The organism is Peribacillus sp., assembly GCF_059453735.1.
The window spans coordinates 1-3,544 of the sequence record NZ_JAZVJO010000310.1 but is presented as its reverse complement, the minus strand read 5'-3'; the positions used below and the strand labels follow the sequence as shown (position 1 = coordinate 3,544).

The 3,544-nt window shown below is 39.2% G+C and carries 3 protein-coding genes and 1 pseudogene; all 4 read left to right on the top strand.

The genetic code is table 11. The features are described from left to right. The first annotated feature begins 63 nt into the window (after nt 1-63). The gene (locus AC52RT_RS09935) at nt 64-1,134 is read left to right on the top strand and encodes a YpbB family protein (protein ID WP_495540594.1); all 1,071 of its coding nucleotides are present in this window, start codon (nt 64-66) and stop codon (nt 1,132-1,134) included. After that, a complete protein-coding gene (locus AC52RT_RS09930; RefSeq protein ID WP_495540593.1) occupies nt 1,131-2,633 on the top strand; it encodes a RecQ family ATP-dependent DNA helicase in 1,503 nt (500 codons plus the stop codon). Before AC52RT_RS09935 ends, AC52RT_RS09930 begins: the two co-directional genes overlap by 4 nt. After that, nucleotides 2,623-3,198 carry a CPBP family intramembrane glutamic endopeptidase gene (locus tag AC52RT_RS09925; RefSeq protein WP_495540592.1) on the top strand — a complete coding sequence of 192 codons (576 nt, stop codon included), beginning with the start codon at nt 2,623-2,625 and terminating at the stop codon, nt 3,196-3,198. The genes AC52RT_RS09930 and AC52RT_RS09925 overlap by 11 nt, the downstream gene beginning before the upstream one ends. Nucleotides 3,199-3,217: 19 nt before the next feature. Next, nucleotides 3,218-3,544: pseudogene (locus AC52RT_RS09920) on the top strand (hypothetical protein); the annotation flags it as partial.

Sequence of the window (3,544 nt, the reverse complement as noted above, 5' to 3'; positions counted from 1 at the left end):
AATGAAAGGCATTTTGTTACAATAGGACAGTAGGTTCAAATCATTTTGCGGCGGGGGATAAGAATGCTGACGTATTTCGAAATTATTGTTTTATATGGAATAAAGATTTTTGATGGCGAACGTTCAATTTATGCTATCTATCATATGCTTAAGGGAAAAAAATCGTCACAAACGATTCAGGATGCACATTTGTTTGGTTTAAGCCCTTTATTTGGAACGCTTCCGAGTATTGTAAGAAAAGATCTTGAGCAAACGATTACCCGGTTTGCTAGAGAAGAGTATATAAAAAAACTACCTCGAGAGGACCGCTACCAAATCACTGAATCAGGAAACGCACATTTATTAGAATCATTTCTTCATTTTCCGTTACCAAAAGATCTGAATGGAATAAAGTTTCGCGATAGTACAGTACCCTTTTGGGAACGGTTAAGCCTCTTGATTCAAACACTCTCTCATATTGTTCACAGTGAAAATCGCTTTTATCCCATCCAGCGGAATTTACAAATTCAAGGGTGGGTAAAGCATTTTCTAGCCGTGAATCAAAAGAATCGCAATGAACTTGCGGAATGTTTACTCTCAGAATTAACCGGATATTTAGAAACTAGAGAGCCGCTTGAACAAAATGTTTTTGTATGGAGGTTAACTGGTAATCGTCGAATCGGGAGTACTTTTCCCCAGTTGGCTGGAGAGTTGAAATTGGACGAAGGCTATATACGATACGTATTTCTTGGAACACTTCACGGCTTAATAAAAGCGAGTATGGAAGAACCTTCTCGTTTTTCCATACTTAGAGGTGTAGTAAAAGATTTACATAAAGAAAGTGAAAGGCAGCTGACACAGTCTACCAAGGTCACATTAGATTATGTATTAAAGGGGATGGAACTTCAAGAAATCGCCGGATTCCGACGTCTGAAGGTAAACACAATAGAAGATCATATTGTCGAAATTGTACTTACAGACTCGTCATTTCCTATTGATTCATATGTTTCAGCAGTGGCTCAGCAAAGAATTGCCGAAGCTGTTAAATCTTGCAGTACCAGACAGCTGACACCTATAAAACGTGCACTAGAAGATGATGAAATCAGCTTCTTCCAAATTCGACTGGTGCTGGCTAAATCGGGGGGGATCGTATGAATTTGGAGGAAACGCTTTATCAGCACTTTGGCTTTTCTACTTTCCGTCCAGGACAAAAAGAAGTCATTACGTCTTTGCTTGAGGGTAATCATACCTTAGGGATGCTGCCAACCGGTACCGGGAAGTCTTTATGTTATCAACTTCCAGCCTATATATTCAATAAACACGTCATCATTGTTTCGCCGTTGCTTTCCTTAATGGAGGATCAAGCGGAGCAGCTTAAGATGCGTGGTGAAAAAAGTGTACTAGCCTTAAATTCATTCTTAACGCCAAGGCAAAAACAGGCTGCGCTTAGTCAACTGAATCGCTATCGGTTCATTTTTCTTTCACCTGAAATGCTAATGCTTGAACAAGTGATTACAGAGGTGAAAAAGCTTGATATTGGGTTGTTTGTCATTGACGAAGCCCATTGTATTTCACAGTGGGGATATGATTTCCGACCGGACTATTTACATTTAGGCACCGTAAGAGAGAGGTTAAATAACCCGCTTACCGTGGCATTAACAGCCACAGCTACAGAAGCGGTCCGTATAGACATCAAGTCTAAACTCAACCTTACAGAAGCTAATGAGGTGGTCTCATCGGTCGATAGAAGCAACATCGCGTATATCGTTGAAAACTATTCGAACTATGAGAATAAATTAAATCGCTTGTTAGAGCTGGCCAAAGAAATCAAAGGATCAGCAATTATTTATTTTTCCAGTAAAAAAACAACGGAAACCGTTACGCATTATCTGCAAGAAAATGGGGTCAAAAGCATTGACTTTTATCATGGGGGCATGGAACAGGAGCAGCGAAAATTGATTCAGCAGCAATTCATAACTGGGCAGCTGCGAATTATATGTGCGACAAGTGCTTTTGGTATGGGAGTGAATAAAGAAGAAGTTCGAGCAGTCATTCATTTTCATTTGCCGGTTTCTATGGAATCGTATGTTCAAGAAGTAGGAAGAGCTGGGAGAGACGGGAAACAAAGTATGGCTGTTTTGCTTTTTTGTGAAGGGGATGAAGGGTTACCGCTTCATTTACTGGATCAACAAATTCCTGAAGATAATCAAATAGAGGGCGTATGTACCAAAATGAGCAAAGAAAATGAAAGTCAACAGTCCTCTGATCTACTCAGACAACACTATTCTTTATCTGAAGGACAGTGGAATTTTATTCAGCATTTTTTGAAGGAGCATCAGGAACAAGTGGAGATGTCTATTACGATTGAACAGCTAAAACGATACAGTGAAACTAGAAGGCAATATAATATTAATCGATTTGCTGGTCTTTTTAATTGGGTGAAAACCAATCAATGCAGACGTACGGCTATCCTTCAATATTTTGAGGAAGATTTGGTGAAGCCCAATTCAATATGCTGTGATCGGTGCGGTGTTAATGTGAAAGAATTGATGGAGAACTTGAAAGAAACCATACCGAAACAGTTCCTTCCATTTGAATGGAAACAAGAATTGACTGCTATGTTAGTAAAGGATACTGAACTGTATGAAAAATAAGCAAGCAGCATTGATTAAACAGCTTTCTAATCGAGAATTGCTTTTGAATCTACTTGTCACACAGATAATTATCCTTATTGCTGCAGGTGTATTAGGCTTATTTCTACATAACCAGTCAGCTTCTTTTTTGTCTCTTTTTCATATTGGTTCTAGTCAACTGTTGATTGGGTTGGCGGCTGGAATAGCTGTAGTTTTGGTTGACCTCTATATGATGAAAAGGGTGCCGGAATCTTGGCAGGATGACGGTGGAGTGAATGAACGAATCTTTAAAAGTCTTTCTTATCCGATGATCGTGGTAGTCGCATTAATCGTTGCTGTTAGTGAGGAGATTCTTTTTCGCGGGGTTCTTCAGGTTAATTTCGGGCTGATATGGGCGAGCTTAATTTTTGCTTTGGTTCATTATCGCTATTTATTTAATGGTTTTTTATTTATCAGTATTGTGATGGTCAGTTTTTTTATTGGCTTCATATTTGAAATTACGGGGAGTCTAACTGCGACGATTGTGATGCATTTTGTGATTGATTGCATCCTTGGTTTTTTAGTAAAAGCCAAAGAGAAACAATAGTTTAGAGAGGGATGTACCTATGCCAAGAAAAAGACACCAACGAGTTAAATTAGAGGCGGATCCCCCTTCTCCAGGCAGTCTGCCGAGTAGAAGCGAAGTTAAACGTCGAAAGAATAAGAAAAAGAAAATACGTAAAAAGAAGTCTGGCTTCCCGTTAATAAAGATTCTTGCCGCTTTTTTTATTTTCATGCCGCTTGTGGTCATTCTGTTTATGGATATTATTGAGAAGAAGACCCTGCCGTTAATAAAGGAAATCAGTAACGGATATGAGACAGTTAGTGTCGTCCCACATTCAACAAAACCTCTAAAGGAAGATCATGAGGTGTCCGAGCAGACTACAAGTGTC